This window comes from Ruegeria sp. HKCCD6119, assembly GCF_013110585.1.
Taxonomy (GTDB): Bacteria; Pseudomonadota; Alphaproteobacteria; order Rhodobacterales; family Rhodobacteraceae; genus Ruegeria.
Genome location: NZ_WVQV01000007.1, coordinates 1 through 26412, shown reverse-complemented (window position 1 = coordinate 26412; position 26412 = coordinate 1). Strand labels below are relative to the sequence as shown.

General features: G+C 53.7%; 19 protein-coding genes. 10 read left to right on the top strand and 9 right to left on the bottom strand.

What is annotated here, in order from left to right; genetic code table 11:
* Positions 1-7: 7 nt before the first annotated feature.
* The 4 genes from GS611_RS15070 (at position 8) to GS611_RS15055 (ending at position 5079) form a co-directional block, all read left to right on the top strand.
* Positions 8-310: an antibiotic biosynthesis monooxygenase gene (locus GS611_RS15070; RefSeq protein ID WP_216598305.1), complete on the top strand. Its 303-nt coding sequence runs from the start codon at positions 8-10 to the stop codon at positions 308-310.
* Between the two features lie 940 nt (positions 311-1250).
* A complete protein-coding gene (locus GS611_RS15065; RefSeq protein ID WP_216598304.1) occupies positions 1251-2489 on the top strand; it encodes a hypothetical protein in 1239 nt (412 codons plus the stop codon).
* Complete coding sequence (locus tag GS611_RS15060) at positions 2489-3019, top strand: hypothetical protein (protein WP_171636992.1); 531 nt, start codon at positions 2489-2491, stop codon at positions 3017-3019. The genes GS611_RS15065 and GS611_RS15060 overlap by 1 nt, the downstream gene beginning before the upstream one ends.
* Positions 3016-5079 (top strand): AAA family ATPase, encoded by a 2064-nt coding sequence (locus GS611_RS15055; protein ID WP_171636990.1) that lies wholly within the window; start codon positions 3016-3018, stop codon positions 5077-5079. The genes GS611_RS15060 and GS611_RS15055 overlap by 4 nt, the downstream gene beginning before the upstream one ends.
* A gap of 238 nt (positions 5080-5317) precedes the next feature.
* Here the strand turns inward: GS611_RS15055 and GS611_RS15050 are convergent, their stop codons facing one another.
* The 4 genes from GS611_RS15050 to GS611_RS15035 form a co-directional block, all read right to left on the bottom strand.
* Positions 5318-5986, bottom strand: a complete 669-nt coding sequence (locus tag GS611_RS15050) for a hypothetical protein (RefSeq protein ID WP_171636988.1) — start codon at positions 5984-5986, stop codon at positions 5318-5320.
* 199 nt (positions 5987-6185) lie between these two features.
* Positions 6186-7742 (bottom strand): hypothetical protein, encoded by a 1557-nt coding sequence (locus GS611_RS15045; protein WP_171636986.1) that lies wholly within the window; start codon positions 7740-7742, stop codon positions 6186-6188.
* Positions 7739-9658, bottom strand: a complete 1920-nt coding sequence (locus GS611_RS15040) for a toll/interleukin-1 receptor domain-containing protein (protein WP_171636984.1) — start codon at positions 9656-9658, stop codon at positions 7739-7741. Before GS611_RS15040 ends, GS611_RS15045 begins: the two co-directional genes overlap by 4 nt.
* Positions 9659-10244: 586 nt before the next feature.
* Positions 10245-11561: an adenylate cyclase gene (locus GS611_RS15035; protein WP_216598303.1), complete on the bottom strand. Its 1317-nt coding sequence runs from the start codon at positions 11559-11561 to the stop codon at positions 10245-10247.
* A 122-nt stretch (positions 11562-11683) separates the two neighbouring features.
* Here GS611_RS15035 and GS611_RS15030 point away from each other — a divergent pair, with 122 nt between their 5' ends.
* From GS611_RS15030 to GS611_RS21180, 6 genes are all read left to right on the top strand, one after another.
* Positions 11684-11962, top strand: a complete 279-nt coding sequence (locus GS611_RS15030; protein ID WP_170347524.1) for a hypothetical protein — start codon at positions 11684-11686, stop codon at positions 11960-11962.
* A gap of 1 nt (position 11963) precedes the next feature.
* Complete coding sequence (locus GS611_RS15025) at positions 11964-13601, top strand: sulfatase-like hydrolase/transferase (protein WP_170347523.1); 1638 nt, start codon at positions 11964-11966, stop codon at positions 13599-13601.
* 99 nt (positions 13602-13700) lie between these two features.
* Positions 13701-15368, top strand: a complete 1668-nt coding sequence (locus GS611_RS15020; RefSeq protein ID WP_171636982.1) for a sulfatase-like hydrolase/transferase — start codon at positions 13701-13703, stop codon at positions 15366-15368.
* A 59-nt stretch (positions 15369-15427) separates the two neighbouring features.
* The gene (locus GS611_RS15015) at positions 15428-16672 is read left to right on the top strand and encodes a DUF3179 domain-containing (seleno)protein (protein ID WP_171636980.1); all 1245 of its coding nucleotides are present in this window, start codon (positions 15428-15430) and stop codon (positions 16670-16672) included.
* Positions 16673-16742: 70 nt separating this feature from the next.
* The gene (locus GS611_RS21185; RefSeq protein WP_253285072.1) at positions 16743-17102 is read left to right on the top strand and encodes a hypothetical protein; all 360 of its coding nucleotides are present in this window, start codon (positions 16743-16745) and stop codon (positions 17100-17102) included.
* Between the two features lie 12 nt (positions 17103-17114).
* Positions 17115-17495, top strand: a complete 381-nt coding sequence (locus GS611_RS21180) for an outer membrane protein (protein WP_253285071.1) — start codon at positions 17115-17117, stop codon at positions 17493-17495.
* Between the two features lie 549 nt (positions 17496-18044).
* Here GS611_RS21180 and GS611_RS15005 read toward each other — a convergent pair.
* The 5 genes from GS611_RS15005 to GS611_RS14985 all read right to left on the bottom strand — a co-directional run bounded on the left by GS611_RS15005 (position 18045) and on the right by GS611_RS14985 (position 25948).
* A complete protein-coding gene (locus tag GS611_RS15005; protein WP_171636979.1) occupies positions 18045-19781 on the bottom strand; it encodes a Mur ligase family protein in 1737 nt (578 codons plus the stop codon).
* A gap of 14 nt (positions 19782-19795) precedes the next feature.
* Positions 19796-22597 carry a cyanophycin synthetase gene (gene cphA, locus GS611_RS15000; protein ID WP_171636976.1) on the bottom strand — a complete coding sequence of 934 codons (2802 nt, stop codon included), beginning with the start codon at positions 22595-22597 and terminating at the stop codon, positions 19796-19798.
* Positions 22598-22612: 15 nt separating this feature from the next.
* On the bottom strand, positions 22613-23509 hold the full coding sequence (locus tag GS611_RS14995) for a cyanophycinase (protein WP_171636974.1): 897 nt from the start codon (positions 23507-23509) through the stop codon (positions 22613-22615).
* 55 nt (positions 23510-23564) lie between these two features.
* The gene (locus GS611_RS14990; RefSeq protein ID WP_171636972.1) at positions 23565-23777 is read right to left on the bottom strand and encodes a hypothetical protein; all 213 of its coding nucleotides are present in this window, start codon (positions 23775-23777) and stop codon (positions 23565-23567) included.
* 191 nt (positions 23778-23968) lie between these two features.
* Entirely contained in the window at positions 23969-25948 is a 1980-nt protein-coding gene (locus GS611_RS14985) for a bifunctional 2',3'-cyclic-nucleotide 2'-phosphodiesterase/3'-nucleotidase (RefSeq protein WP_171636970.1), read from the bottom strand.
* Positions 25949-26412 lie beyond the last annotated feature (464 nt).

Below are 26412 nucleotides of genomic sequence, written 5' to 3'. Positions count from 1 at the left end.
GACCGCAATGGCACAAGACAAAGGCGTTATCGAGATCGTCACGATGAATTTGGCTGAGGGTGTTTCAGCTAAAGCCTTCGAACCCATCGATAAAGCCATCGAAGATGAGCATGTCAGCAAACAGCCCGGCTTCATTTCTCGCCAAGCTGCCTTCGCAGATGGCAAGTGGGCGGTCGTGGTCAACTGGGAAACCGCTGAAGCAGCCCAGGCGTCCATGGACAGTTTCGCCTCGGCACCAGCTGCGGAAAAGTTCATGAGCATGATCGACGCATCCACGATGTCGATGACACGCTACGAACTGGCGCGATAACAAGACAAATGAGAATGAAGCACCCGTGGTGGCCACGGGTGCTTTACTGTTTCAACGGCTCATTCAGAAACGAGCAGGCCTTGATGTCTCGAATACCAATGACTGCAAGGTTCGCACTGCTGACTTTCAGGAACTCTTTAGCGAATGGCGGCTTGCCTGTTCGTTGATAGGGCGCTTCTATTCAGATTGTCGGTTCTGTCTCTAGCAGAACCTAGGGCAACCGAGTGAGGATTTTCAATTCAAGGGAGGCGGCGAGGCAATCGGTCGCTCCACTAAATGTAAGTAAATCATTATGAAATTTTTGGTCAACATGCCGTGCCTCTGTGATAAGAGTGTGTTGATCTAAAAAGGTTTTTCGTGTGTGGATAGGTAATGTCAAATGGAGCGCTACAATTGTTGTGAAAGTCTGCATCAGTTTGCAATTTAACCAGCCCAAACTGCAACTTTGACCGTAAAAACTTTGCCACCGCTTTTGAGGCGGTGGCAATTTCAATAAAACCGGGTTGTTTTGTGGAAGATCTGCGCCTTGGCGCGCGCGCTTCCCACAAAGCTGGCGTGTGCCAAGGCGTATTGGTCCGTTAGGACCAAACTTGTGTCGATCTGCAATTGGATCAACTCAACTATGAGAAGCAACAACAGTTTGCAATTCTGACCACAAAATATTGCCTCCGCCTCAAAAGGCGGTGGCTTTCTCTTTCCAAGAATGAAACCAAGTTGGATGGCGCAGTTTTCGCTTGTGCCTGAGTTCTTTCAACCGCAAGTATTAAGGTGGAGAGTTCCCGAGTGCCTCTCGGTAATGGTGGTATCTTTTGTTAAACAACATATTAACCAATTAGAATTGAGAGCTTGAGTAAAATAGATGTCTCCAGAAATTAGGACACAACTACTGGCTTCAATGCACGCAGATCGTTTGGTGGTTGTTTGTGGGGCGGGGCTGTCGATGGCTGCACCAAGCAGTCTCCCGTCCGCATGGAGAGTTGCCGAGAATTGTTTCGACAACTACCAAATGAATGTCGATCCAGATGTTGACCTTAGTCTTCGGCATGATCTGGAGGCTTTGGCGCAACACTTCGTCGACGCGAATACTCTTCAGAGTGTTTTTATAGAACGGCTTGTCCCATGGGGCCAATTTGTTCGGCCACCAAATGCTGGACACGCAGCCGTTGCCGACTTCCTTACGACTAAATCGGCTATTGCAGCCCTCTCCGCAAACTATGACACCTTGATTGAAAGGTGTGCAGTAGAGAATGGTTTCGACTTTCAGGCGTCGCTTGATGGAGAAGAAGCGACTGTTCGTGCCGCGACGCAGGGGCCGCTTTTGAAGTTTCATGGCTGCGCGACTAAGGATCGACCTGCTACAGTTTGGGCTCCGTCGCAATTGAATGAGCCCCCTATTGCTGGTCGGATCGAGCGAAGCAAAGAGTGGATGGCTGCAAACTTGCGGCAGAAAGACCTCTTGGTTGTCGGCTTCTGGTCAGACTGGGACTATCTGAATGAAATACTGGGCAATATTCTGGGTGATATATCACCGCTATCTGTAACTGTCTTCGACCCAGCACCAGTCAATGAACTTGAGGAAAAGGCGCCTTCTCTTTGGGGCATCGCAAACGGGGAGGGTGTTAATTTTGTGCATGTGCAGCAATCGGGTGCAGAGGCGCTCGACGAGCTTCGCAATGCGTTTTCTGCAAAATTTTTGCGGCTGGTACTCGCGTCCGGGAGAGAGACGTACGAGGAGATTTCGGGTCATGTATTTGAGAATGCTCTGCTTGAAATGGAAGAGTTCGACTCCGAGACGCTTTATGGGCTGCGCCGAGACGCCGAGGGGGTTCCCATTGGGCAGCCTGCCACTCTCAGTAGCCCTGCAAATTGTGAGATATTAGGAGCATTTCATCTACTGCTTCGAAAGGCGGGAGCGATCCAAACTGCTTTGGGTTATGACCTAAATGGCCAATCCATTCGTGTCGTTAACGGTTCTGGTGTTGCATTGAGCAAGTTGAAGGCGCGCTTTACTGAAGCGCCATCTTTAGAAGCAGCTGACATAGTCGCTGCTCCCGGTGCAACAGATTATGCTTTGCCTGCAAATGTTGTTCGGGAAGGGAAAGCAGGCGATATAGTTCGACCGGCGCCATCAGGACGTTGGTTGGACTTTGAAAGGGCACGTGTGGAGTTGGGCATCTGATGGACATTCATACGCAATCCGAATTGATATTACGTGAAGCAGGCTATGAGACTTGGACCTGGCCTGGAGCACAACCGGCGACGACTTGTTTTGAAAACCAGTCGATTGTTGGTTTCGTACATGTATTTGAAACCGCTAAAGAACTTCTATCGGACTGGCAAAGCAAACAAGACCAAGTGCTTGCACGCCACGCTATCGCGTTACGATCAGCTGGTGCCAAGGCTTGGAATGTCTATTCGGTTTTTCTTACTGCTGAGCATGCGCCAGATTTGCGGCGATCCGTGGAAAAGCTGGAAGAAGATTTCTCTATGACCCGAAAAATAGCTCGCCACAGTGTCCAAACCGTTGATGACTTGGAGAACGCACTGATGCCATTGGCCCCGCTCCGGGCCCGTCCTGTCATAAGCAACGCTGATCTCGACGAGCGTGTAAGGAAAAGATCGAAGGATATTTCGCCGGAAGCCTTGGAGGGCTTTCTCGGTTCGGCATCGCCAGCTGAAGTGGCAGAGCTCTTGAGGTCAAAAAGATGAAGTTAGACTTTATCGAAGTTTCTGGGTTTCGTGGCTTTCGTGACAAAGTACGAATTGAATTTGGGGGCGGGTTCACTGTAATCAGTGGCCGCAACGGCGTGGGAAAGAGTACAATCTGTGACGCCATCGAATTCGCACTAACCGGCCAAATTGGAAAATACACTGTTGAAAGCGCGGCTAAAGAAAATGTGAGCGACTACTATTGGTGGCGCGGCACGGGAAAGCCTGATGCACATTTTGTTCGTATCGGCTTCTTTAGAAAGAATTCAGAAAGATTTATCGTTACACGTACCCGCGGAGAGCGCGCTGACAAATCTGACGAGGAGATCGCTCAAGCACTTTGTTCAGGTGACACTCCAGAGGATCCTATAAAACAGTTGGTTAAAACCAGCATCCTGCGCGATGAATGGATAGCAGCTCAAAGCCTTGATCTAAAAGAAACAGAGCGCTTTGACCTCGTGCGAGCGGCTTTTGGTGCCATCGAAAATAGTCAACTCGCTGAAAAGGCAAAATCTGTTGTGTCCGCTGCCGAGGCTCGGGTTGCACAGGCCAATGATGCCTATGAAAAGGCCAGAGGAGAACAATCGCGTGCGCTTGTTGAGCTTTCGAGAGCATCCGAAGCTGCCGCTCAAAACTCTGATGTCGACGCGGCCATCCGCACTCTCGAAACAGTTTTCGAAGTCGAAAACACCAGTAGTATTTCTGAACTAAGAGAAACGGCAAAACAAAGCTTGCCATCCCTGCGTGAACGACAAAGCGCGTTTCAAAGTGCGATATCCTTAGGGCACGAAATTGAAGCGTTAAGAACTGAGTACGAGTCCAAGCAAAGGGTAGAAGATAGACAGAGACTATCAGAAAGAAGAGAAGCCGCGCTCGACCGGTTGGAGAGCGCCAAAACCCGGCTTGAAGACGCGCTGCGAAAATTGGAAATAGAGGAGGCCGCAAGCGGTTTAGCCGCGTCATTATCCAGCTTATTGGAGCATGGCTTGCACGTGGGTCTCGATGATGGGCACTGCCCACTTTGTGCGGCTTCACGCACAGATGACGATTTTGAAGTTGGATTGGAAAAACTCAGCTCGCGCATAGAAAAGCTTGCGTCAGGGATCAAAGCAGCACGTGAACAGGCTGGAGTAGCTCGGTCAATAGAAACTGAAGCTCAGGTCGCTTGGGAGAATATTGAGGGAGAGTGGGCAGCCGAAATCAGAGCAGGGGAAACTATCCGTGCGCTTGAGGAAAAGCACGTTGAAATGTTTGAAAGGTATGCCCTGCCTTTTGAGCAAATCCACAGCGCTGATGCACTCGCAATGATTGCGTTACAAGAAAGAAACCAGCTGGTTGAAGTCGAGCGCGCACTGAGCGCGCTGGAAGCCTCTCGGGCTGTTGACAGGTTGACTTCAGTGAGTGCTCAGGTGGGTGACTTGAGTAGCTTGGTGGATAACGCGGCAGACCAACTCGCTGAATGCCAATCGGCTCTGTCACTTGCTAAAACTCTGGATAAGAATGTACGCCGCTCTGCAAGCGAAATTATTGATGAACGCTTAGCTCTTGTTAGTCCACTGCTTAATGAACTCTATCAGAGATTGCGCCCGCACTCGGACTGGCGAAGTATAGAATACAGCATCCGTGGAGATGTTCGGAGGTTCTTGAGCCTAAAAGTAGGCAATGAACTAAACCCTCAGTTCGTCTTCAGTAGTGGACAGAGAAGGGCTGCGGGAATTGCCTTTCTTTTGTCGGTTCACTTGGCCCGCTCTTGGTCGCAATGGGAAACGCTCGTGTTGGATGATCCTGTTCAACATGTGGATGACTTTCGAGCCCTAAACTTAGTAGAAGTCTTAAGTGCGATGCGACAAGGTGGGCGTCAAATTATTTGCGCAGTTGAAGATGAAGCACTCGCTGAATTGATTTGCAGAAGGCTGTTGCGCACAAGCGATGAAATTGGCTTACATCACAAGATCGATGTCGATGCTCACTCAAGCGGATCAGTAGTCGAAACCACCCAAATTCCAAACATTCCAAATAGTGTACTTCGCAGAGCGAGTGATCAGTTTCATTCGGCATAGCTATCCGTCGTCCAGACGAGAATAACCGTCGGGTAAATCTGGACAGTCTTGAAGTCGCCTTACAGGAATACTGGCACTCGATATCTGGAGATTGGCCGGACATTCATGAGGTCAGGGTGGTTGTAATTAGTTTGAAGAGACATAATCAATGCTCAGACACGTAACTCTTGCACCCCAACTCGACTCACAGCGTCACAAAAAATGTCGAACACAACGCTTATTAGGAAATCCAGCCCTACTACGACGTTTCCGCGCTGCCGTTCTTAAGCCTACGCCTGTTTCTGAAGCGCTCAATCCGAGCCCTGGCAATGTCTAAAGCCTCGATACTTGGAGCTTGATCCGGAAAGTTGGAATAGCCTGCTCCACCAAAAAGCAAATAAGCTGCGGCGTCGTAGACCGTGGCAGCCCACACTTCGTCTTCAAAGCTGCCCAGACTCATCGTGCCATCATTTCCTTTGATTTGGCCGCGCCAGTAGATCGAACCATCAGTTCGCTTCGCCCGCATCACGCCTTTGTACTGCGAAGAAGTATTTCGTTTCGGTTTTCGGTTACGCATCACCGCCTGTCGACCGACCCGGTACTCCAAGTTGCTCAGTCTACAATCGAAACTGATCTTGTTCTTGAAAGACACGTGTTTGAAATCGTCTACATTCTTGCCCAGGCTTGCGAGCGTCAGCACCAGTCTCGGGAGGGCAATGCGGCGACCCTCAATATCGGCAACCGCGTAAATGTGTTCAGGTTGAGCCCGAACGGCAAACCACCGATATTGCGAAACAACATCAGAGAACTGACGATCAACTATAGCTGAAAGCCCTCGCGTAGTTGGGATCATCGCGAAGTCATCTGGTGCCAAACTGTCGGTCTGCGCCGAGATCTGTCGGCGAATCCAGTCAACGTAATCAGTCATCGTTTTTCTTGAACCGTGTTTCCAAATTGTGCCTTGCTAAACTGGCCTTGTCGACTTGCTAACATTATTGGTGTTTTCAATTACAGCTTTTAGGCGCTGTAAAGAACGGAGATTGCCTTCACTTTAACTGAAGTGGTTCACTAAACGGACCGGAAAATTCCTCCTCTGTGATAACTGCCGTACGAAAAAAAAAATGTAGTCAAACGTAGTACTTGAAAGGTTGCGGTCCACCTTCTTTGGCCGAGCCCATTACCAAGATGTCGCCAACCATTTTTGCGAACCGTACCGTGACCGGTAGACCATCGTTGAAGTTGCAGGAGTTGTAGTTGATCTTGGTGAGCCCCATGATGTCGGCCAGAACCGACTTCATATCAGGACGGCGGTATTTCGATCTAAGGATGGTGATAAACAACGGGTTTGGAGTTTCTGGTCCGATGTATGTGTCGAGCTGGGGAACATATCCACTCGTCCAAATGTAAGCATTTCGATCATCCAAATGTAGCGCTGTACCCCGAATGACAGGGTAGTCGCCGTCACGGAAAAGCTTGGCATCGCCGCCCGTCGATTTGATGCGTACGCCTATTACGTTGGTGCCCGGAGGGGCCGCGCGGCAGAAAGCATCCCACTCTTCATCGTTGAAAGAAGTCTGGCCGTGGATAAATAGCTCCTTTGGTGGCGCTCCATGCATGTCAGTATAGGTTTCGATGACAGTGTTTAGGAGTTGTTCGGCTGCCTTTGCGCTCAGGTGATACTCGTACTCATCCGTTTGCCACGGTCTATTTGCTCCGCGGAACACAACCCCATCACCTTCTGTTAGAAACATTTGCGCAGCACAGCACACATGGTTGTCTCGGTTGTTGGGAAGCTTCTTGTAGACCATCCCGATGTAGCAAACGCCCTCTCTGATATCTGACAGACGCCACGGTGGTTTCGATTGGGATTTGTAGTAGAGTCCAGTCGCCAAGTTCCACGCGATGGTGGCCGCATCCTGCGCCTTGCGGGTTGGATACCCAGCGCTGTTGAGGAAGGAATATGGATCAAGTGTGGTCTCACGCAGGATTTGCGACGGTGCTATAGCGAGAAATTCGGCTTTGATCCGTCGGCGAAAGTCAGGGACGTCATCGAAGATGTCTTCACCGCTCGTGTCGAAATCTGGCAAGCTTTCAAAGAGAGGCATGCTGAAGCGAGTCTTCTGCTTCTTGGAAGCCTTGCCCGCTATCAACTCCAACCCTGTCCGTTTGGATTCTGGGCGGCAACGTTCGTAGACCATTTCCGGAACCACAAAGAGCCATACATCAATGTTTCGTTCCTCGTTTCGTCGGAACTTCTTGACTCGCTCGGCGTAAATTCGGGCAACGACATCAACGGCTTCGTGTTTGTTCTCGATCCGGGTTGCTCTTTCGATTTCATCACTATCAACAACTAACTCGCTGCATCCCATTGGATCAAATGTGATCCCAAAAGTCTCTTCCAACCCAATGAAGTCAGCCAAATGTAAACGGTCTTTTTTTTCTGTCGGCCCCGGTGGAGGGACTTTGATCCCGTTCTGAAGCCGTTTTGCCCATTCCCGAAAGAGCTTCATCCCCTTCGGGGTCGCCACGACTCCTATTCGAACTTCTTTGATCTTTTTGTTCGCTGCGTGAGGCCCGTATAGAAAAAGGCCGTCTTTTGGGTGGTGACTCTTTTGGTCGAAACGGAAGTCCAAGTGAGGTTCGTCAAGATGCTCGACCAGCAGGCTGGGTTCACGAAGCCTCATGCGTCTTCTTCCTCTATTTCGGGGCGGCCAAGCGTGCTTTCATCCAGCTCTTCTCCGTCCGCGTCAGCGGTATCGGGAAGGCGCGTGCTGACCGGCGATGTGAACAGAATGGGCTCTGACGAAAGAAGCATGTCGCGGCCAGGAGCAAGTGGTACTCTCAAATAGGCCGATCCTTCTGAAAGCAGTTCAAGGAAAGCCAAAAGACGTCCATGCCACTGCTTGTTACGCCACCCCTTGCAACCCGAACGGCGCAAGCGATGCATTTTCTTGGCGTCAGTGATCTCTTTGCCTTCGGCGGTGCCGTTGTCGTCTGCGAAGAGAACTCGTGCCTTCAGGCGCATGTGCCAGAAAGGCCAAAGTCGCGGAATAGCTGTAACACCATACTTCCAAACCCGCTTATTCGCGATATTGCGCAGCATCGATGAGCGACGACCGCCGCCCTGTTTTCCCCAGCGAACACGATGCCCGTTTAGCGCCTGATCGGCGGAAACGTGAAATCCTTTTGCTGCCGAGTAGTCGTAGGCGATCATACCCTTGTTCACACAATATCGTTCCCATGCATCACGCATGAAATGAGTCATCAAGTTTGAAGCTTCGCGAGCCTCTATACCTGCTTCTGCCAAACCGGATTCGACGAAGTCCTTCACCGGCGCAGATGCCTGCAGCTGCATGCTCGCAATGCCTTCAATACTGTCATGAGTGTCCTGCGGGTCGGCAAATGAAATAACGCCCCGCCCGTGCTTTTGGGCGGGATAGGACAAGCGCGAAATCTGGCGTTTGATCGCATCTTCGCTGACTGCACCGATTGCCTCATAGTAGTGGATCTCATCAGGCATCTCGACCACGGCAAGCCAGTTAGAGACAAGTTGCTCTGGCTCTTGGACAAGAGGCACCGCCTTACGCTTGCGAAATGCATCCCATTGTGGGGCTACTTCGACAGCATCAGCATTTTGAGGCACTGCTTGCCGGCGCAAAGTTTCGAGAAGCTTATCCAAACCTTCACCCCAGCCGCGCTTAAAGTCGACCGGCACAGCGTCGCGCAGACCATCAATTCGTACACCGTTCTCAATGCGAAGTGGGATGATAAACTTCTCATCGTTGATTGTTTGGGCGACATCTCGGGCCTTGTCGACCGTATCCATGACGCGATCATCTTGGAGGGTCACTTCACTTGCTACAATGAGCACTTTCGCTGCGCGAATTTCAAGCGCGCGGTTGACCTCCTTCCGCCATCGTTGCCCGGGCTCGAGCGTCAGAATGTCAGAAAAAACTGAGTACCCTCTTGCTTCTAATTTTGGTCCCAGCCAAAGGATGAAATCATCGTGGCTTGGACTGGAGCCCAAGATGAATACAACATCTCTTGAGACCGCCTCAGTATGTGTGGCTACGTCACGTTGTTTCGGAAGCAGTGATTTGAGAGCTGCAGGGGGTTCGTGCCGACGGTCCCGTCTATCAAGTGTCCTATTGAGAATCTCTTCGAGAACTTTGCCGCTTGCCTCCCATAGTGCTGGATGCGCTTCGACAATATCTTGGTTAGCTCTAAGAAGCCCATCGAGATCTTCTTTGCCGTAGATATCACCAGGGCCAATCAAGCTCGCTCCGATAATACCTATTATTTCATCTTTGCGTGCGGGCGTCATAGATACCGAAGTTGCCAGTATGTATCGGCAAGGTTCGAGCTTATCTACTTTTTTCCTTTCTTCACGCAGTTCTCTCTTGAGTTGAGAGTAGCCGGACCGACCATAGTGCTTCGCCTGAAGTATGATTTTGTTTTGACCAATCGCGTGACGACCGTCAATGCCGCCATCCGGACCGTCACCAAATTGTTCAAACCGAAGATTGGTGTCGCGACCAATCAGGTCCGCGGAAAGTGCTTCGAATTGTGAAGGTGATAAAGTTGATAGATTATACTGCATTGCGCCAAACGTGATGCAAAACTGATGAGGTTACAAGTTGATACTCACATCGTTGCTACGTTTCAGAGATCCCGGTTCTGTCACAATTTTGCTCGGCAGTGATGGTAACCCGTTAAGTCAACTCCTGCGTGAGCGCCGAAGCCGCAACAAAGCGCGAACACCGCTGAACGGGTGTTATGTGAAGCGATCTCAGGTTGTATCTGCCTGTAAGCCGGCCAACCACCGTTTTAACGGGCAGGGGCACTGCCTGATCTATCTATAGGTTCGGGCATGACTTTGCATTTCGAGTTAAACTTTGCACTTCGGCACGACTGTTTGGAGAGCCAGAGCCATGGCAAAGCTCAAATTAGTAGAAGCAGCAGGCGCAGCACTGGCGGGACGGGCGGAAGCAGAAGTTCGCTGCGAGTGCAAAGATTATCTCATCGGGAGCCAAGAGCAGACCTTTGTCTGTCCATCACACACCCATTCGGTATCGATGAACTTTGTTTTGATCTCGTCTGGAGGTTCGTCCACTTCACAACCAACGCACCTCCTCCTTGGAAGCGCATGCCTCTGAACGAATTATTACAAACCCTATAGAAAATCGTCAGGGCTTGGCGGGTCCTGACCAACCTGCAGCTATCATTGCACTGATCAGCTCTTGAACTGGCTGTGGGTCTACAAACACCCGAGCCTTTAGTTTTTCGAGGGGGAAGCTTGGCCAAGTGTCCGAAAATACTCTTGCAAGCCGCTGTGCCTCAGCTTGTTCTCCGTTCCTCCAGTGGGCTGCCATAAGGTAAGCTGCGGAAATTGGTCCGAACGGCCCACCGCGAGATATTGTTTTATCAAACGTTCGGATTGCGGCAGCATAGTCTCCCGTGTGGAACTGAGCCGCACCCAATGCGTTGTCAAAAACTAGCCCTCCACCGTTTTGGGCCAGTGCTCTATATCTCACTGATTGCGACAGAACCCGATCAAAATCGGACGTGTAAAGGGAGATCAGGGCGTCGAATTCAGCAACATGTGAATCATCGGGTGCCAAGTCTACGGCCCTTTGGGATAATCCAACCGCGCTTTCATAATTGCCCACCCCAAATTCAAACCAGGCCCGAGCTGAAAGCGACCATGCTGCATCCGGAGCCATTTCCAAAGCATAAGCACTATTCTTGTCGGCCGCGCGCAAAAACTCATTTGAACTTGGACTGCCGGATTTCATGATGGCGAACATGGTTTCGACCTGAGAAGCGCCTGCGTACCCCCCGTAGAACAACGGGTCTCGTTCAATTGCTGTTTGAAATATCAACAACGCAGGTTGAAGGCGTGCCAAATCTGTAACCGGGAAAATTAGATCCCGGCCTGCGTTGCTTAGGTTCATTGCTTCGACGCGGGCTGGAGACACGTCGTAGATCGCAGTTTTGCCAGTTTTTGGAGCAACAGATTGCAAACTGCGGCCGATCAGAACGCCGGTTAGAATACCGGCTACTAGAATTGAAAGCGAGATAACGACCAAGGTAACCCGTTGCCTTACGCGTAAGCTTTGTCTGCTTCGATCGGAGCCCGACAAAAATTGTGGTGCGTAACTTCCGACAGGCAATGAGATTACCAGTTCGTCAGCGGCCCCTTTACTTTCATAATAAGCTTGGAGCTTTCGCCGAACACGTCCGGCATCCACACGCACGACGCCCTCGCGTTTCAATAACTCATCCGCGTCGTATCCATAAACATCCATCGCAATGGTCTTGGCACGTATTTCGTCGGAACGACCCTCCAGCGTTTCCGTCACCACGTAAGATAGGAATGATCGCATGCGGGCGGATCCTTTGAATTCATCCGACCTCAGAACCTTGTCCAACGCGGCACGCAACTGCTCGCCCGAGAACGATTGAGTACCAGTCTGGCCCTGATTGCCCACGCTGACGTTCAAAAACTATCCTTTCACAATAAGGGTTTGACGTCACGTTGCTACCGTAGCATGCGGCTTGAAACGTGCAATACATATTCTTTTGGATGCATGCTTAGAGGGAGAATGCCTAAAAAGCGCTGCCAATGACGGATGATGAATTCTTTGAATCTCAATTTCCCAAAGCGGGTCGTCTGCTACGGAACCTGCGGGAAAAAGACCAAGAGTTCGATCAAATTTGTCGCGACTACAAAGAGGTCTTCGCAGAAATGGCGATGCCGCCAAAGTCGCATTCAGTTCTACAGATGCGCTATCTCGCGGATCTGGCAGAAAGCCTCTCGGACCTGCGCAGCAGTATTGACGGACACCTGCGGGCTCAGGGCGCGCGTGCGGAATCGGTACGGAACAAAGATTTGGAGGTTTGACATGAAACTTAGATATATCTTGCCTACGTTGTTGATTGGTGCTGGCTCCGTGCTTGCTCAGGAAACCCCAATTGTTCATGACGGCGAGTTTGAATTCCTCCGCGCGCAGTTTGGTGAGGCATGGGATGCACAAGACGTTGAAGTCGACGCCAAGCTGGCCGAAATTCGTGCGGCCAATGGCGATAAGCCCCCTAACCTCCTCTACATCCTGATTGATGACGTCAGCTTTGGTCAGATGGGTGACCGCAAGATGAATTACGTCATGGGGATCGAGACACCCAGCATCAATCAATTGGCCACCGAAGGTTTGTCGCTGATGCGCATGTATACCGAACCCTCCTGCACTCCGACCCGCACTGCCATGCTGACCGGGCGCCACCCAATTCGCGCCGGTGTGGAAGAGGTCAAAGTGGCTTTGGTCGGAGAGGGCCTTCCGGCCAGCGAAGTGACATTGCCGGAGATACTGAAACAGGTCGGCTACAATACGGCGCATGTCGGAAAATGGCACCAAGGCGACATTGAACAATCGTACCCACATAACCAAGGGTTCGACTGGGCCGCATTTCCACTACACCAGCAAGTACAGCTGAGCCTCATGACCCCCGAGGCAATGCGGTCCAACACTATGCTCGGCTATGTGCCCGAGGGGCAGAATAATCAGTTCCAACTGGATGAACGGTTCAAGCCATATGGTCTTGTCACAGGTGTCGAAGCCGAAGCCGGTGGTCCCGCCCTGGAAGTAGACATGTCGGCCGGTGAGGTGTGGACGCAGGCCAAATATGAAGAGATGAACGAGCGATATCAACGGCAGGCGCTCGAGCAACTTGAACGCGTAGCTTCCGAGGATGCACCGTTCTTCTTGCAATATTGGCCGCTTTATCCGCTGAACTTCGTTTACCCGGATCAGGCAATTTCACGAAATGGCGGATTTCACGCCGACAAGCTGCAACTGCTTGATGGTTGGATCGGAGATCTTCTGGCCAAGCTCGAAGAAACCGGCAAGGGAGACAACACGATTGTTGTTCTGATGGCGGATAATGGTTTGATGTATCACTATGAAGGCACATCCGGCCTGAGCCAGCTGATCTATCGCGGAGGCAAAACCCAGCACCTTGAAGGTGGCGTACGAACCGACGCATTCATTCGCTGGCCCGGTGTGATCGAACCCAACAGCGCCGCTGGAGACATCTTTCATGTATCGGATATCTTCACCACAATGGCGCGAATTGCCGGAGCAACCGGCTTTATACCGCGGGACCGTATCATCGACGGTATTGACCAGACCGCCTTGCTGTTGAATGGCGAGGGGAATGGTCGGCGCGACTATGTCTATGTTTACGAAGGGCCTGTTTTACGCTCGATCGTCAAACAGGAATTCAAGATGCATCTTCCTGCCCCTGGCCAGCCCGGCGCGGGTGCCCCGACTTATAATATCTATCGGGACCCGCGCGAGGAACACCCGTTGGTGGGCTACTCGCTTTGGGCCGGCGCATCTTTTCAGGATATGATCAAGCGCCACCAGAAGATGATCGCCAAGTACCCGCATTCAGAGATTGGCAAAGGTATTCCTTATGAGGGCATCGAAAACCTGCGTCCGGAAACCGAACTGACCCGCAATACATTCATGAGCTGGCAGTGAATTCGCAAAAAACAATTATTTGAATATAATGATGTTACAAATTGCCAGCACATCAAAGTTCAAACACCGAAGCTCTGCTTCAACCAAGGGGGAGACGGAATGAAACTACAATGGCTTCTGGTTTTGTGTTCAAGCGTCGCGGCACCACCTCTGCAGGCACAGGAAGGTCCGATTCAACACGATGCCGAGTTTTATGTTCTGCAAGCACAACGCGCGGAACAATGGGTGCAAGATGACACCGCTGTAGATGAGGCTCTGGCAGCCTTTCGTGACGGCAACAATGGACAGCCCCCAAACATAGTCAGCGTACTGATCGACGATATGGGCTTTGGCGACATGGGTATACCCGAACTCAACGCAGTTCGTGGGTACGACACTCCGAACATCAACGACTTTTCGGACGAAGCGCTACGCATGGTACGGATGTATACCGAACCGTCCTGCACGCCAACACGTGTAGCACAAATGACCGGCCGGTTGCCCGTGCGTATGGGAATGGGTGACACGACGGTCGATATTGCGGGATTTGGATTGCCGGGTAGCGAAGTGACGCTAGCTGAAGTCTTGAAACAGGCAGGGTATGCAACCAGCCATGTCGGCAAATGGCACATGGGTGACATTGCCGAAAGCTGGGCAATGAATCAGGGATTCGATTACGCTCAGCACGCCGTTCACCAGCAGGGCCAGCTGACCATTTTCAACGATGATGCGATCAAGGAACAGGTCTCGGTCGCGATCCGGGATTATGACGACAAATACACTTTGGATGGCTGGTTCCGACCGGACGCGTCAGCGATGATGACCGTCATCGAAGGTGAGGCCAGCGGGCCGATCCGCGAAATCCGCATGGACGCCGGTGAACGCTGGAACGCCGCCAAATACGATGAAATGAACCAGACCTTTCAGGACAAAACGCTGAATGAGCTAGAGCGCCTTGCGGGCGGCGAAGCGCCGTTTTTCCTGCAATATTGGCCCATGATCCCGCTGGACAATACGCGGGCCGGACGCGACGGGCCGGAAAGTGCGAATGGGGGTCTCTATGTCGACAAAATGCAGCTACTGGATCAGTGGCTGGGTGATCTGTTCGCGCGCATGGATGATCTAGGGCTCAGCGAAAACACCATCGTTGTGGTTATGGGCGACAATGGGCATTTTACCAAATACGCGCCGCAATCCGGGTTTACCCCACTGATTTACGCGGGCGGTAAAGGCGACACGACTGAAGGTGGCGTGCGCGTGGACGCCTTCATCCGCTGGCCGGGCATGATTGAAGCTGACGGGTTGTTAAACAGCATCATTCATGTTTCGGACCTCTATACCACGATCTCGCGCTTTGCCGGGGCGGATGGATTCATCCCAAGGGATCGTCTGGTCGATGGTGTCGATCAGTCGGCGGCGCTACTGTTCGCGGATGAATCGAAAGCGCGACGCGATCACGTGATCATCTATTCGGTCGCGAAACCCGAGGCGATCGTTAAGGATCAGCTTAAGCTCAAACTGCCGGGACCCGGCGAGAGCGCAATTTTAGCAAAATTCTTCGATCTTTACCGCGACACCCGCGAAGAATACTCGGTCTCAACCGAAGTCGGGTCTTGGGGTGGGCAGGAATTCGTACGTATACTGGGCCGCCACAAGGCGCGGAAAGAGAAATACCCCGATACTCCGCCCGCCTACGGCATGCCTTATGAGGGGATTGAGAACATTCGTCCCGAGACACAGCAAGCCGTTGAAGCTTTCATGATCAAGCGCGCGTCGCCCCAGAAGTAGGCCTGTTCTTTCGTAATGAACCGCGAAGGGCTGTAATCACCAAAATCGAGGATCTCAGCATGGTTGGTAGCATAATTTTCGCACTGGGATTGATCGTGTCACTCGGAATCGGGTTTGTCTATTTCCGCGACCTTGGCGATGTCTCGCAAATGCTGCTGAAAGTAAAGCGCGAGAATATGGTGCGCTTTATCCGGCATGAATACCGCCTGATTGGCATTGGCCTGGGCGGATTTGTAGTGGCAACCCTTGCACATTTCCTTTTGGGGGGCGGCCCTTTCTGGCTTTGGCTCGTAACGGCTGCGCTGACCTTGCTTCTTTATGGGTTTCCCTATGTGTGGGTGCATTTGGGCCTGAGAAACCAGCTCAACGACGCCCAGTATTTTTCTATCGAGGAAGCGCGAAAATATGTCGGTCCAACAGCGCCAGTCATCGTCATCGAACACAATGGTCACGCGCGCGCGCACCCGGATGCGCAGATCATGCGCCCTCATTTGGCGGGCGATGTAGATGGGCTGGGGGGCGAGGATGTGGTAATGACTTACTGCGCGATGGCCAATCTGGGTCAGGGGTACACACCGCGAATAGAAGGACGGCGCCTGAACCTTGAGGTTCTGGCCCAGCATGGCAACAACTTGATACTGCGTGACAACGACACGGGCGATCCGATCCAGCATATCTACGGTTTTCGCGAGGCGGATCGCGACCCCAACTCCGAGGGTCCTGCTTGCCCTCTCCGGCCCGAAGCGCAAATGAGGCCTTGGCCCACCTTTCGAATGACATTCCGCGGGTTTCAGAAAGCCTATCCAGAAGGTGAGGTGTTTCTGAACAAACCATCCACGAACCCTTTGCTGCGTCTGCTGGACATGATGACCGAGATCACCTTTGGCTGGGGCATCGGACGCCAACATCAGGAAGACGCTCCTGTGATGGACAACATGGATCGTTCAGACCACCGGTTGCCGAACAAAACCTACGTCTGGGGAATTACGATTGGTCAAGATGTCGCTTGCTGGACCGACGATTTCATCATCGAGAACAACTGGATCGTGACCGCCAAAGTCGGAGGACGGGATGTCGTGGTCAGCCTGGATCCGAAATATGAAAGCCTGGGCGTTTGGTATAACGACTTGGGTCAACCGGTGGCCAAATGCGATTTCTGGGGTCACTCGGATCAGGGTCAGCTAAAACGTGTAGAAACCCTGCGCGCAGGCGTATTCTGGCACGTTTGGTCCGAGTTTTTCCCGAACACAGATATCAATCGCGTCGGCAACAGTTCGATGGCGACGGAAGAAGCTGCGGAATGAAAATCAGGACCACACAATTTCAAACCAACGACAATTTATTGAAACTTGTATGTTTGTCGGGAGGAACAGAATGTTTTCGTCACTATGGGTGAAAAGTTGCTTATGCGCGGCAACGCTATCGGCATCGGCAGCCACAACGGCTGCGGCACAACAATCCGATTGGTCCTACGAAGCCACGATTTATCTGTTCATGCCGGAAACAGAAACATCCTTAAGCACCCCCATGGGGACACTGGACGGTACACTCAGTTTTTCTGATGCATTGGAAAACCTAGATTTCGCCTTTATGGGAGCGTTCTCGGCCACCGACGGACGATGGCTTATACTTGCAGATTACAACTACACAGATTTGTCGTTCAGCAACAGCACTCCCGGCCCCGCCAGTTCGGGCCTCGAGACATCATTTACCACGCAATACCTAAGCGGTTAGGTCGGCTACCGAGTGTATGAAGCACCAACTATCTCGGTGGATGTCGCCGGAGGGTTCCGGTGGTTCAGCACTGATACAGAGTTCACCCTTCTCCCTGGCGCGGCACCGGGGAGGACAACAACCGCCGACGACAGCTGGACCGACCCTGTCATCGCCGCCAGAGCACGCGTCCGGTTCTCGGACAAATGGTCCGGCACCGGTTTCGTCGACTACGGAGGTTTCCGCAGCGGCAGTGAAACATGGCAGGTTCTGTTGACCGCCGAATATGCCATCAACAACAGATGGCTGATCCGCGGCGGCTATCGCTATATCTCGTTTGACCATGAGATCGACGGTAGCGATTTTACATTTGATCAGTCAGGGCCAGTGTTAGGCGCGACTTATCGTTTCTAGAATTCTTTATTGGTGAACTCGAGACTGGGTTGTGATGTTACGAACATCGTTTGATTGGCGCGAGTAGACTGCAGAAAGTTCTAGAGAATCATATTCGCTGTGTCCTCAGATTTGTCTTCGTGTCTGGCACCAGTTCTTGAACCCCAGCATCGATAGCTGGTTGGAGTTTGTTCTCACTCTAGAAATCAAGCGATGAATGAAGCAAGTCTAAGTCGCGATGCCACTTTCAACCGCAGAGTGAGAATTCACCTCGGCTGGCTTTCGCAACTACAGCGAATGGCTGCAAAGCGGGCTGCGACCGCAGCATTGAAACATGTAGGCCAACGGCAGCTCAGGGCCGCTATAGATCTGGTGTTGTAAACAAGGTGGGCCCGTGTACGTGATTTTGCCAGGGAGAAACCCAGGCTATTTTCTCAGCTAATCATTACCGATGAACTAGAAATCCACCTTTCAATCAGTGTCTGAAGCCCAATTGGATACCTGCACAGGGTTTTTTGGTATTGCCTCGTGTTGGCTGTAACTCAGTGAATTCGGTAGCCGGCCTCGTTTTTAACCATCGAGCATCGCGAGAACGGCGTCGCGATCGGATAGCACTAGCAGCAAGGCAATATCACCCGGCTCCACCCTCTCAAGTATAACTGAAGCGGCCTGTGAGGGCGACGTAGCTCTGAGTATTTGTTTCGCTTCATACCCATGTTCCAAAGCTGTTCGTTCGATCAGATCAGAAATTTCTCCTAATTCGCGACCTCTTAAGTACCCTTCCAACTCCGTTGCGACGACCACATCAGGTCGGAAGTTCAGGGCTGTCGCTGTTACGTCACAGATATCTTGATCTGATCGATCCCCTGCATGGCTAAGCATGATGAAACGCCGTTTTGCCGGCAAGCTCGACAACGCATCGCAAACTGCCGAAATTGAATGCGGATTGTGGGCAAAATCCACGAAAACCTGGGCTCCGTTATGCCGAAACTCGTTGCAACGTCCTGGGTTATCTTTGGCGTCTGGCTTGAACCCGGCCAGCCCGTCGCGCAACGCCTGTTGCGGCAGACCCAGTGCCAGAGCAAGGCACAGGGCCGCCAGCGCGTTCTGGATGTTGTACTTTGCGGCCCCGCCCATTGTCAGGGGAACGTCGGCGACGGGGATCACCATTTGCTCGGTCGTGCCGTCGAAAAAGACAATTTTCCCGTGTTGAACATATGCACAGCAAGTGCCGGTTTCCCGCGCCTGACGGATCAGATCATTCTGTGCATCCAGAGAAAACCACCAGATGTTCGCCGACGTGTTTTCTGCCTCGGCGCGGACATACGCATCATCGGCGTTCAGCGCCAGCACGCCACCCTCCGCCAAGGTCCGGTGGACGGCGAACTTTGCCTGCGCCAGTTCTGGCACGGTGTTGACTCCATATTGCCCCAGATGATCATTCGCCACATTGGTCACTGCCGCCGCCGTCGCCGCGCGGGTCGGCAGGCCCCGGCGCAGGATCCCGCCCCGGGCCACTTCGAGGCAGGCAACCTCGAGCCGTTTGTCGCGCAGCAGCATCCGCCCGCCCCCGGGGCCGGAATAATCGCCGCGGTCCAGAATATCGTCACCCACCCGCACAAATTCGGTCGAGGTCAGCCCCGCCACTTTGCCCGAGGCGCGTGCAATCGCTTCGAGCAGCCGGGTTGTCGTGGTCTTGCCGTTGGTTCCGGTGATGAAGGCAACGGGGATGTTGTGAAGGCCGGACCAGTCCACATCATCGGGGGCGGGCAGCGCATCGACCGACCAGACCTGACTGCCGGTGCCGTGCCCGATCGAGATCTCATCATCGTCGCACAGGATATCCACGCCATGCGCCTCGGCCGCCTCGATCAGGGCGATCAGGGCGGGGTTGGCTTCGCTGGCCATGACACCTTTGACATCACCCACCATCTGATCAAAGTCGCCGGAGGGTGCGGCCAACAGCTCGGCGGCGCAGAAGTGCCAGGCAGTCTGCGCCGCGAAGATCGCGGAATAAAGCTGATCCATCGGGGCCGAGATGGCCAGATTGACGCCGCCGGTGAAGGTACGGTGGGTCACGCTCTGATCCTGCCAGCCAAGCGCATCCATCACCCGGCGCGCATGAGTTTCCCACAATGTCGTGACCTGCGCGGCGTCGATCCCGTTGAAGAACACATCCATCACCGCGCCGGGCTTGTTCCACAGTAGGCCGGGCCCGGTCAGGCGTCTGGCATCATCCACCCGGATATGATCGGCGGTCGCGCTTTCGATGGTCAGCGCGGTTTCAAGCTGTTCGATCCGATCCATTGCGATGCCCCCGATCAGTCCGCGTCTTCGCTGATGTCGCGGGCCAGACGCACGCCGCGCGCGTCCCGGATCAGGTTCTGGTCGCTTTCGAACATATCCTCAATCGAGGTGTCGACAGGTCGAGCCTTGGGTACAGCTTCGACTTCGGGGGCTTCGCCGTCGGAGTTAAAATATATAATCTGCTTCCAGCACCGCGTGGTGTCGTCGCCGAAGATCACCAGCAGATCGCCCGGCGCGGCCTGATCCAACCCGGCCGTCACCGCCTCGACCTCATCAGGGATGATTGTGATCGCAGCGGCGTCTACCCCGTTGTCGATCAGGGCCTTTCGCATCATCTGGGGCACCTCGTCATGGCCACGGCCCCGGCGGCGGTCGTCGGCCTTGCAGATGAATTGGTCAAAATGTCCGGCCAGCGCGGCGGCACCGTCGATGATATCCTCATCGCGCCTGTCGCCGGGCATGGCAACCACACACAGTCTTCGCCCCGTGATCTCAAGCTGGTCGGCCAACGCTGCCATCGCCTTGAGCGCAGCAGGGTTGTGGCCATAGTCCAGGATCACCTTGAAGGGATGTTCGTCATAGACATTCATCCGTCCCGGTGCCTGGAAATAGCTGGTGTCAAAGGTCCGCAGCCCGTGGCGGATATTGTCCAGATCCACACCGAAACTATATGCCATCGCAGCAGCGAACATCGCGTTCTGCACATTGAAGATCGCCTTGCCCTCAAGCGTGGCGGGGATCAGATGCGACCACAGAACCGGGATATGAAGCCCGTTGTCATAGATGGTCAGCATGTCGCCATTCATGCCTTTTTCCAGCACGATGGCCCTACCGCCCGCCTTGATATGTTCCTTGACCAGACTGTGACCCGGGTTTGTCGTTACATAGAAAATCTGACCCGCTTCTGCGTAATCGGCCATTTTCAGACAGTTGATGTCATCGGCATTCAGCACCGCCGTATTGGTGGCGCTTTCAACCACGACGCGTTTGACCACGGCCAGTTCCTCGACGGTATTGATGCCGCCAAGACCCAGATGATCCGCCGAGACGTTCAGGCAGGCCGCCACATCCGAGCGCTGATAGCCCAGGCCCGACCGCACCAGCCCGCCGCGCGCGGTTTCCATCACGGCGAAATCGACCGCCGGATCACGCAGGACGATTTGAGCAGATTTGGGTCCCGTCATGTCGCCCTTGACGCTCAACTTACCGTCTACATAGACACCGTCAGTGGAGGTCATGCCAACGGTCTTGCCGCTGGTTTTCATGATATGGCCCAGCATCCGCGAGGTCGTGGTCTTGCCGTTGGTGCCGGTGACTGCCGCAATCGGGATGCGGGTCTGTTCATTAGCCGGGAACAGCATGTCGATCACTTTGCCCGCTACGTCGCGCGGCTGACCTTCGGACGGGGCGACATGCATCCGGAAACCGGGGGCGGCGTTCACCTCGACAATCGCGCCACCGATATCCTTGTAGGACTTGGTGATGTCATCAATCAGGAAATCGACGCCGCCCACGTCCAGCCCCACCGCCATGATGGCACGTTCGGCCATGTCGCGGTTGTCTGGATGCACCACATCGGTCAGGTCAATGGCTGTACCGCCCGTCGACAGGTTTGCCGTGGAACGCAAATAGAAAACTTCGCCATCCGGCAGCACCGTCTCTTCGGTTACGCCCGCGTTTTCCATCAAACGTTTGGCCTGATTGTCAATCTCCAGCATGGTCAGTACTTTTTCATGCCCAATGCCCCGGCGCGGGTCTTCGTTCACGATGTGGACCAATTCCGCAATCGTGTGCTTGCCGTCGCCGACCACATGGCCTGGCACCCGCTTGGCCACCGCGACCAGCTTGTTGTTCACCACCAGCATCCGGTGATCGAACCCGGTGATGAAGCTTTCCACAAGAATGGCGCGGCTGCGCGAATGTTCCTTGGCCTCAGCAAAACCTGCCTCAACTTCAGCGTCCGAGTTCAGATTGATTGAAACCCCGCGCCCGTGATTGGCGTCCAGCGGTTTGACAACCACCGGATGTCCGATCCGTCCGGCGGCGCGCACTGCCTCGCGCGCTGAATAGACCATGCGCTGCTGCGGCACCGGAAGGCCCAGATCGTTCAGCAGGTTATGAGTGTCTTCCTTGTCGCAGGAAATCTCGACCGAGATATGTTTGGTCTCGGATGTGATGGTCGCCTGAATGCGTTTCTGATACTTGCCGTGTCCGAATTGCACCAGCGAGCCCGAGTTCAGCCTGATCCAAGGGATATCCCGCTCCTGCGCTGCCTTGACAAGCGAGCCGGTCGAAGGGCCGAATTCCTTACGCTGCGCCCGCAGGACGAAGCTCCGCAATTCGTCATCCCAGTTGAAATCAGGGTCGAAATCATAATCCACCTGATCCTTGAGGGATTGCGGCAGCAGGTGCATCAGCAACCGCAATGCCAGCTTGCCCGCGTCCAGACCGACATCGCGCTGGCGGTATTCATAGACCATGTTGTACTTGCCCGGCTCGCCCGTGCCACGGGTCCGGCCAAAGGTCACATCGGTGCCCGCCACATTCTGCACTTCGATGGAGCAATGTTCCAGTACATGACCCAACCAAGTGCCTTCATCCTCACGCAGGCGGCGGATGAAACCACCGGGTTCGCGGTAGGAACAGCCATGTTCCGCAAGACCGGGAAGTGCCTCAACCAGAGCGTCGATGAACTCTGAACCAATTTTTGCCGAGGGCCAATCTTCCAGAATACCCAGATCGATGACATGGCGGATGACCGGAAAACTTGCCCAGACATTCGGGCCGACAAAGACATTGGTCGAGATTATTTTCATGAGGCTCCCCGTTTGTTAGCTTTTTGTTTCCCCCCCGCTGGCGGCCTCATCCTCGGACAGGTCCGGCAATGTGCAGAACGCCAGATGCTCATCCGGCGGAAAAGCCTGGCGAGCCGTCAGATCATAACGGCACCCTTCGCCCAGAACGTCAAGGCGAAGTCCCAGAAGGCTCAGCGCCTCACCCGCGCGCGCGTCCCACATGGACGAATGGGTCAGGTGGCTGGCGTCCACCACCGTGACTGTTCCGCTGCCAACCACTTCCAGAACGTTGTCGGGCCCGATGAAGGCCGCCGTGTCTTCATCAATGCCCAATCCAATCAAAAAAGGGTTGAAAGATGAAGCCGTTAGCAGACGCCCGAGCCGGTTACGCTGAGTAAAGTGCTGATCTATGACGACGGCGTTGGTCAAGCCCATGCCCGGGGCCAGCGTTATATTGCCTTCTGCCGGGGCGGAATTGCTGCTGCCACCGGCAATCATATGCTCGGACATGATCGAGGCCCCGGCCGAGGTTCCGGCAACCGGCACGCCCGCCGCGTTGCGACGGCGGATTTTCTGTGCAACCAGCGTGCCTCCCAGAATCGCCGACAGGCGCAACTGGTTGCCGCCGGTCATGAATATGCCGGTTGCACGGTCCAGAATCTCGACATAGTCGGGATTGTCGCAATCGGCCCGGCGCGAGATCGGCAGAAACTCGACTTGCCCTGAGCCAAGCTCGGAGAAGATGCGGTGATAATCCGGCCCTGTCTCCTCCAACATCGAGGCGGTCGGGATCACCACGATATCGGCGTCCGCGCCGCCCGACATCTCGACAAACTTGCGGTGGATCTGCATTTCCTTGACGCGGTCTTCGCCGCCGCCAACTGGAATGATGAACCCGCGCGGGGTTTCTGCATCAACGGGTGCAGGGCACATATCTTAACTACCTTCCGGTGCTGAAGCGGGCAGCCACCGGGGGCCGCGCGGGCGCTTACATCTGTTCATACATGCCCCGCTGGGCTATCTGGCCACCGCCGACATGCCATTCCCCCCAGGCCATCACATGCCGCACGGTAAGGTTTTCGTCAAGAACCACCGGCTCCGCGTCCATTCCCACCTTCAGACGCCCATTGCGGCGCAGTTTCAGCAGATCGGCCACATTAGAGGTGAACGGGGCCAACGCGTCGGACAGCCGCGTAGGCAAAAGGCGGGTCTGTCCTCGTTCCGTGAATTCGATCTACTCCGGGATATTGCGGCCGCGGCGAATGGCGGCTACGCGGGCTGCGACCGCAGCATCTTGACCCGTTCGCTAACGGCAGGAACGGGCCGATAGCCAACAATGTAAGCCCACCACCAGCTTTACTGGTGACAGGTGGTATTCTTGCTCCAATTGGATCAGAGCTTGATCCGGAAGGCTGCGAAGCCGTCGGTGCCTTCTCCGGCGTCCTCGATTGTGACACCTTTGACGTCGCCCATATAGTCCCGCGCTTTTGGGCCGGTCTCGAACAATACCGTCGTGTCCCCAAGCGGCGCAAAAGACCAGTTGGCATCTGCCTTTGGATCGATCGTACCCTGCTCGACAATATAGCGCACGATGACGTCGCGGTTGGTATCCGGGGCTTCGAATACGATTGTATCACCCAACGCTCCGGGGAATGATCCACCGCCTGATGCGCGATAGTTGTTGGTGGCGATGATGAATTCCATTTCATCAGCAACGGGTTCGCCATTGTAAGTCAGGTTTACAATCCGCGCTGCATCAGGGTTAATCTCTTCGCCTTTGGGTCCGAAGCGCGAGGGTTGGGACAGGTCTATCTGATAGGTCACACCATCCATCACGTCGAAATTGTAGGATGGGAACTCCGGGTTCAGCAGGATCGCATCTATTGAACCCGATTCAACTTGATTAAACATTCCGGCCGACCGTTCCAACCAACCCCTGACCTGCGCACCATTCACGCGGACCGCTCGCACTGTGTTCGGATAGAGATACAGATCGGCTACGTTTTTTATGGCAACGTCACCAACTGGAACATCCGTGTAGTATTCTGGACCACCGCGGCCACCAGCCTTGAAAGGTGCTGCCGCAGACAGGATTGGCAGGCCTTCGTGTTCAGTGCCTTTCAGCATGTCTTCGACATACCACTTCTGCGCGATTGATACGATTTGGACTGATGGGTCATCTGCAACCAGTGCGAAATAACTGTGCAGAGGAGCTGAGGTCTTGCCAACAGCGCGGCGAACATAGACCAGCGTTTCGTCGTGATCTGTCGCAACCGAGTCGAGGACTCGCTGATCATCTCCGACCAGTGCTGTGATTGATCGGTCCTCGTTCCTTCTGGAAATAGGTCGTGCCTCGGATGTGGTGGTTACCACCCGCCATTCGTTCCCATCTCGTTCCAACAGCAGATCAAGCAGACCAAGATGTGACCCCCAGAAACCGCCCATAACGGCGGGTTTGCCCATCAGAGTACCTTTATCAACATCGATGCCGGGACGGTCCGCAAATGTTGGCGACGGAAAGACCAAGTGGTTGTGACCCGTGACCAACGCGTCGATTCCGTCGACACCAGCAAGCACAACCGATGCGTTTTCCATACCATCCGCGTGATTGGCATCGCCAATCCCCGAATGCGACAAAGCGATGATCAGTTCGCAGCCCCGTTCCTGCATCTCAGGCACATAGGCCTTGGCCGTCTCAACGATATCCCGCGCTTCGACATTGCCTTCGAGATGCTTGCGGTCCCAGTTCATGATCTGCGGAGGCGTAAAACCGATTACACCAATTTTGAGCGGGTGCTTTGTGCCGTCACCCATTTCAATTTCGCGGTCGAGAATGGTGTAAGGTTGGACGAGCGTCTTGTCATCGCGCGGGCTCGCGCCTTTCTCCTTTGCTACGTTGGCAAGAATCACTGGGAAATCTGCACCTGCCAAAGAGGTCTCAAGAAAGTTCAGCCCATAGTTGAACTCGTGATTGCCCAGTGTGGCTGCATCATAACCAACTGTGTTGAACGCGGTGATGATTGGGTGGCTATCCCCCTCCTTCATACCGCGTTCATAGGCGATGTAGTCGCCCATCGGATTGCCTTGCAGAAAGTCCCCGTTATCAACCAAAAGCGAATTCGTCGCCTCAGAACGGATTTCATTTATGATCGAGGTGGTCCGGGACAGGCCGACTGTATCCCGGGGTTTGTCTGCATAGTAGTCGTAGGGGAACACATGGACGTGGATATCGGTTGTTTCCATGATCCGAAGATGCGCCTGATTGTTGGCCGCAGCAGCCGAGAAGGGGTGAAGTGTAATCGTAGCGGCACTTGCAGCTGTTGTGGAAAGAAACTGGCGACGGGAAAAAAATTTTCGGTTAGAGAAAGACATTGGGCACCTCTCAAGTTAGTTAGTTAACATGTTTTTTGCAGGCTTCCCGCGACATCCGTATGACATGGGTTGCGAGAACATCTTTCGCGCTGTTCACGGTTGGTGGTATTCAGCACCATACCCAAACATCATAGGTTTGCTAATGTACCGCAAGTGGTGAGCCTGAGCTTCTAGCTGCATAGGCAATTAGGCGCAGAAACTTTCGGTCATTCGAGCCTGAACAAAGCAAAACACCAAGCCGAAAGAGGCCAGCTTTGCTAACTGCGGTCGAAGTATACTTGATTTTGCTAAAGGCCCACTTTGTATTCAGGCTCTGAGTTTGGTCGTCACCAAATTTTGCTACTGCAGCGAATGTCTCCTCCGACGGACTGCACCGCAGCGATGATACCCACCGATCAACGGCAGCTAAGGGCCGCCCCATGTAGGCGGCCCAACTTCACTAGATTTCAATGGCTTCAGCGATG